This window comes from Pseudomonas sp. (genome assembly GCF_050739995.1).
Taxonomy (GTDB): domain Bacteria; phylum Pseudomonadota; class Gammaproteobacteria; order Pseudomonadales; family Pseudomonadaceae; genus Aquipseudomonas.
Genome location: NZ_JBOICG010000031.1, coordinates 1 through 5977, shown reverse-complemented (window position 1 = coordinate 5977; position 5977 = coordinate 1). Strand labels below are relative to the sequence as shown.

At 57.1% G+C, this 5977-nt stretch carries 7 protein-coding genes; all 7 read right to left on the bottom strand.

The window, feature by feature from the left end:
• Nucleotides 1-75 precede the first annotated feature (75 nt).
• Nucleotides 76-333, bottom strand: coding sequence for a F0F1 ATP synthase subunit C (gene atpE / locus ACRESD_RS00970; RefSeq protein ID WP_002555987.1), 258 nt, complete (start codon nt 331-333; stop codon nt 76-78).
• Nucleotides 334-466: 133 nt separating this feature from the next.
• On the bottom strand, nt 467-1336 hold the full coding sequence (gene atpB / locus ACRESD_RS00965; protein WP_024078254.1) for a F0F1 ATP synthase subunit A: 870 nt from the start codon (nt 1334-1336) through the stop codon (nt 467-469).
• A gap of 16 nt (nt 1337-1352) precedes the next feature.
• A complete protein-coding gene (locus tag ACRESD_RS00960) occupies nt 1353-1760 on the bottom strand; it encodes a F0F1 ATP synthase subunit I (protein WP_010565865.1) in 408 nt (135 codons plus the stop codon).
• Between the two features lie 148 nt (nt 1761-1908).
• Nucleotides 1909-2781, bottom strand: coding sequence for a ParB/RepB/Spo0J family partition protein (locus tag ACRESD_RS00955; RefSeq protein ID WP_431749216.1), 873 nt, complete (start codon nt 2779-2781; stop codon nt 1909-1911).
• A gap of 9 nt (nt 2782-2790) precedes the next feature.
• On the bottom strand, nt 2791-3588 hold the full coding sequence (locus ACRESD_RS00950) for a ParA family protein (RefSeq protein ID WP_016978715.1): 798 nt from the start codon (nt 3586-3588) through the stop codon (nt 2791-2793).
• Between the two features lie 18 nt (nt 3589-3606).
• Nucleotides 3607-4251 carry a 16S rRNA (guanine(527)-N(7))-methyltransferase RsmG gene (gene rsmG, locus ACRESD_RS00945; RefSeq protein WP_071494728.1) on the bottom strand — a complete coding sequence of 215 codons (645 nt, stop codon included), beginning with the start codon at nt 4249-4251 and terminating at the stop codon, nt 3607-3609.
• Nucleotides 4248-5977 (bottom strand): tRNA uridine-5-carboxymethylaminomethyl(34) synthesis enzyme MnmG (gene mnmG, locus ACRESD_RS00940; RefSeq protein ID WP_431749215.1); only part of this gene is annotated, 1730 nt, incomplete at its 5' end. The genes mnmG and rsmG, both read right to left, overlap by 4 nt.

Below are 5977 nucleotides of genomic sequence, written 5' to 3'. Positions count from 1 at the left end.
GGGTTGCATTAATGTTCACGCCAACACCTCGCTCATTCGTTGTCCATCACCCTAATCACTCGAAAATTCGAGTGATTAGCCAGCGAGTTGACCAACGAAAGGGTTCGCGAAGGTGAAGAACAGAGCGATACCAACGCCGATCATGGTCACGGCGTCGAGCAGGCCGGCGACGATGAACATTTTAACTTGCAGCATTGGAACCATTTCTGGCTGACGCGCTGCGCCTTCCAGGAATTTGCCGCCCAGCAGGCCGAAACCAATGGCAGTACCCAGGGCGCCCAGGCCGATCAACAGTGCAACAGCGATAGCGGTTAGACCAACTACAGTTTCCATCTTTCCTCCCGACTTTTACGTCGTATGGTTTAGGTTTTTTAGATTTTAAAGCGGTAAAACAAATCGTTTCATAGCCCGCTAGGGCCACCTTCCCGTGTTACCGGGAAGGACATCAGACTAGTCGAGACCGGTCTTAATGGTTCTCTTCGTGCGCCATCGACAGGTAGACGATGGTCAGCATCATGAAGATGAAGGCCTGCAGGGTGATGATCAGGATGTGGAACACAGCCCACGCCCACTGCAGAACCACGCCCAGGCCGCTAAGCCAGAGCAGACCGCTGCCGAACATCACAGCGATCAGAATGAACACCAGCTCGCCGGCATACATGTTGCCGAACAGTCGCAGGGCCAGGGAAATCGGCTTGGCAACCAGGGTCACGAACTCCAGCAGGAAGTTCACCGGGATCAGCAGGGCTTGAACGAAGATGTTCTTGCTGCCGAACGGGTGCAGGGTCAGTTCGCCGATGAAACCGCCGATGCCCTTGACCTTGATGCTGTAGAAAATGATCAACGCAAACACCGACAGGGCCATGCCCAGGGTGGCGTTAGGGTCCGTGGTGGAAACTGCACGGAATGGGATGTGGTGATCGCCGGAGATCAGGATGGCCAGTTGAGGAATCCAGTCGACCGGTACCAGGTCGACGGCGTTCATCAGGAACACCCAGACGAAGATGGTCAGTGCCAGCGGTGCAATCACCGGGCTACGGCCATGGAAGCTGTCTTTCACGCTGCCATCGACGAATTCGACCAATACTTCAACGAAGTTCTGCAAAGCACCTGGCTGACCGGAAGTCGCCTTTTTCGCCGCCATGCGGAAAATCAGGACAAAGATCAGGCCCAGTGCGACCGACCAGCCCAGAGTATCCAGGTGGAAAGCCCAGAACCCCATCTCTTTGGCTTCTGCTGCGGTGTGGGCGAAGCCCCAGCCGCCGTTGGGAAGCTGACCGAAGGTCAGGTTCTGCAAGTGGTGCTGGATATAGCCCGAAGCGGTTGTTTCTGCCATGGTTGCCTCAAACGCCCTAAGGTTTCGAAAGTCTTGTTTTCATTAGCAGGGGAGCGAACCAGCTGACCAGTTGGGTCAACACGAAGACGCCGAATACAGCCAGCGGCGCCAATGGCTTCACACCTGCAAAGGTCAGTGCGAACAGCACTGCCGTCAAAATCAGTTTCCCTGCCTCGCCGGCATAAAATGACCGGACGATAGCCTGGGCTGCTCGGGCGCCGGAAAACCGAAAGGCCCTGTGAGCAAAGTACATATTGGGCAGCAAGGCTATCAGGCCTCCGCAGAGTCCTGAATATCCGGCAACGACTCCATGCCAATACCAAAGCGCCAATGCGGCGATCAGCAAAATGACAAATTGAGCCAATAAAACCGGAAAAACGGCCAAGCGATGGAACGGCAACGTGTTTGGCGTGCGGGTTTCCATCACTCTTGCTCCTCAATGGTCGGCTGCCGAGAATCAATAACTTGGCATAATTTGTGCCGACAAAATGCGCGCAGAGTATAGGGGCGGTTCTGCCCCTATTCAACTGTCGGGTAGTGTTTTCCGATCGCACGCTACATAAGCAAATGTTTCAACGGATGTGGGCAAGGACGCCCTGAAGCTCATCAAGTGAGTTATATCCGATGACCAATTGCCCTTTGCCTTTCTTGCCGTGGCGAATTTGCACCGCAGAGCCCAGGCGCTCGGCCAGGCGCTGCTCGAGGCGCGCAATATCCGGATCAGGTTTGGCTGTTTCGACCGGTGCAGGTTTGCCGCTGAGCCACTGGCGAACCAGCGCCTCGGTCTGACGAACGGTGAGACCCCGTGCGACAACGTGTCGCGCCCCTTCAACCTGTTGATTTTCCGGCAATCCGAGCAAGGCACGGGCGTGCCCCATCTCCAGGTCACCGTGGGACAACATGGTCTTGATGACTTCCGGCAGCGCAATCAGGCGCAGCAAGTTGGAAACCGTGACGCGGGATTTACCCACCGCCTCGGCCACCTGTTGCTGGGTCAACTGGAATTCCTGCTGCAAACGCTGCAAGGCAATCGCTTCTTCGATCGGGTTGAGATCTTCGCGCTGGATATTTTCGATCAACGCCATGGCAATGGCGGTTTCATCCGGCACATCGCGCACCATCGCCGGGATGGTGTCCTTGCCAGCCTGCTGACTGGCGCGCCAGCGGCGTTCGCCGGCAATGATTTCAAAACGGCCACCACCGATGGGGCGCACCACGATCGGCTGCATCACGCCCTGGGCCTTGATCGAGTTGGCCAGTTCTTCCAGCGCCTGGGGGTCCATGTCCCGGCGAGGCTGGTATTTGCCGCGCTGGATCAGGTCCAGCGGCAAGTGTTGCAGCTCGCGCTCGTCGGCCTGCACCGCTTGTTCTTCAAGCGCTGTGACGGTCGGACCACTCAACAGTGCATCCAGTCCACGTCCGAGACCTCGTTTCTTGACGGCCATGGGGATTCCTTAAGTTGGCTGGGCTGCAGCGGTGCGTGAGTTGCGGCGTTGACGGCGAACCATCTCGCCAGCCAGTGCCAGATAGGCAATCGCGCCACGCGAGGATTTGTCATACGCCAGCGCGGGCATGCCATAGCTTGGCGCTTCGGCCAAACGGATGTTGCGCGGGATCACGGTGTCGTACAACTGATCGCCGAAGTGTTCCTTGAGCTGTGCCGATACATCGTTCATCAGGCTCAGGCGCGGGTCGAACATTGTGCGCAACAGACCTTCGATCTGCAGGTTCGGGTTCAACAATTCGGCGATCCGCTTGATGTTATCCACAAGATCGCTCAACCCTTCCAGCGCGTAGTACTCGCACTGCATGGGGATAATTACCCCATCGGCCGCCACCAGCGCGTTCAACGTCAACATCGACAGAGACGGTGGGCAGTCGATCAGAATGTAATCGTAGTTCTCGCGAATCGGCGCCAGGGCGCTGCGCAGACGGCTTTCTTTCATCTGCATTTCCAGCAGCACCACTTCCGCCGCGGTCAAATCGCGGTTGGCCGGCAGCAGTTGATAACCACCGTGTTCGGAATAGTGCATGGCCTGGGCCAGGTCGCACTCGCCGATCAGCAAGTCGTAAACCGAGTTTTCCAGGCCGTGTTTATCCACACCGCTACCCATGGTGGCGTTGCCCTGTGGATCGAGATCGATCAACAGCACCCGGCGCTTGGTGGCAACCAGCGATGCTGCGAGGTTGATGCAGGTGGTGGTTTTGCCCACGCCACCTTTCTGGTTCGCTATCGCGAATACCTTAGCCATTCTTGCTTGTGTTCCCAATCATGCCGTGCGGCGCAGTATCAGCAGATGGCGTTGGCCTTGGCAACCGGGTACGGCCAAGGCGTGTTCGCTATCGAGGTGGAAGTCTGCCGGCAATGCTAACAGCTCATCGCTTGGATGGACGCCCTTCATTGCCAGCCAGCGGGTGTCGCGGTCGCCAAGGTGGCGGGTCCAGTTGCTGAAGTTCTCCATGCTGCTGAACGCCCGGGACACAATTCCGTTGAAAGGCTGTTCAGGCGTGAAGGCTTCGACGCGACTGTGGATAACTTGCAGGTTATCCAGCTTGAGTTCGAGTTTGACCTGGGTCAGGAAGCGGGTTTTCTTGCCGTTGCTGTCCAGGCAGGTCACTTGCGACTCTGGAAACAGGATGGCAAGCGGGATGCCAGGCATGCCGCCACCACTACCAACGTCGAGCCAACGACCGTTTTCGATAAACGGCATCACACTCAAACTGTCGAGCAGATGACGCGAGACCATTTCGTCCGGGTCACGTACAGCGGTCAGGTTGTAAGCCTTGTTCCATTTGATCAACAGGGCCAGGTAGCCCAACAGCAATTCGTGCTGGGCCGGGGTCAGGTCGACGCCCAACTGACGTGCACCTGTGGATAACTCTTCGGCGTGTTGCGAGGTGACCAACGAACTCAAGCGCTTTGCTCCAACTGACGGCCCGCGCCGCGTTTTTTCAAATGAATCATCAACAGCGAAATCGCTGCCGGGGTGACGCCGGGGATGCGTGAAGCCTGGCCCAGGGTTTCCGGGCGAGTTATCCCCAGTTTGCTTTGGATTTCTTTCGACAGGCCGGAAATCCCGGTGTAATCGATATCCGCAGGCAACTTAGTATCTTCACTGGCGCGCAGGCGAGCGATCTCGTCCTGCTGGCGGTCGATGTAACCGGCGTATTTGGTCTTGATTTCGACCTGCTCCGCAACCTGTGGATCTTCTGCACCCTGACCTGTCACCTCGACCAGACCAGCGTAGTCGATTTCCGGACGGGACAGCAGGTTCAGCAAGTTGTATTCATGGGTCAGCGGCGTGCCGAATTTTTCCGCAATGGCATCACCCTGCTCGGTGCCCGGGCGAACCCAAGTACTTTTCAGACGCTGCTCTTCCAGCACGATGCTTTCGCGCTTTTTGCAGAATGCAGCCCAACGCATGTCATCGACCAAGCCCAGCTCACGGCCTTTTTCGGTCAGACGCAGGTCTGCGTTGTCTTCGCGCAGGATCAGACGGTACTCCGCCCGGGAGGTAAACATCCGGTACGGTTCCTGGGTACCCAGGGTAATCAGATCGTCAACCAGTACACCGATGTACGCTTCATCGCGACGCGGGCACCAGCTGTCTTTGCCCTGTGCACGCAATGCTGCGTTGGTCCCAGCCAGCAAACCTTGCGCGCCGGCTTCTTCGTAACCGGTTGTGCCGTTGATTTGCCCAGCGAAGAACAGACCGCCAATCACTTTGGTTTCCAGGCTGTACTTCAGGTCGCGCGGGTCGAAATAGTCGTATTCAATGGCGTAGCCCGGCCGCACGATGTGTGCGTTTTCCATACCACGGATCGATTGCACGATCTGGATTTGCACGTCGAAAGGCAGGGAAGTGGAAATACCATTCGGGTACAGCTCATGGGTGGTCAAGCCCTCGGGCTCGATGAAGACTTGGTGGCTTTCCTTGTCGGCAAAGCGGTGGATCTTGTCTTCGATCGATGGGCAATAACGTGGGCCGATACCTTCGATCACACCGGAATACATCGGCGAACGGTCGAGGTTCGCGGCAATGATTTCGTGGGTGCGGGCGTTGGTGTGGGTAATCCAGCAACTGACCTGTTTCGGGTGCTGTTCTTTGGACCCCATGAACGACATCACTGGGATTGGCGTGTCACCGGCTTGTTCGGTCATCACCGAGAAATCCACAGAACGCCCGTCGATACGTGGCGGGGTCCCGGTTTTCAGGCGGCCTACTCGCAACGGCAATTCACGCAGGCGTTTTGCCAAGGCAATCGACGGCGGATCACCAGCGCGACCACCGGAATAGTTCTGCATGCCGATGTGGATAAGTCCGCCGAGGAACGTACCGGTGGTCAATACCACGGATTCTGCGAAGAAACGCAGGCCCATTTGAGTGACAACACCACGTACCTGGTCCTGTTCGACGATCAGGTCATCCGCGGCTTGTTGAAATATCCACAGGTTCGGTTGGTTTTCCAGGGTTTCACGTACCGCTGCCTTGTACAGAATGCGGTCGGCTTGAGCCCGCGTAGCACGTACGGCCGGGCCTTTGCGGCTGTTGAGCACGCGAAATTGAATACCACCCTTATCGGTAGCCATGGCCATCACGCCGCCAAGGGCGTCGATTTCTTTGACCAAATGGCTTTTGC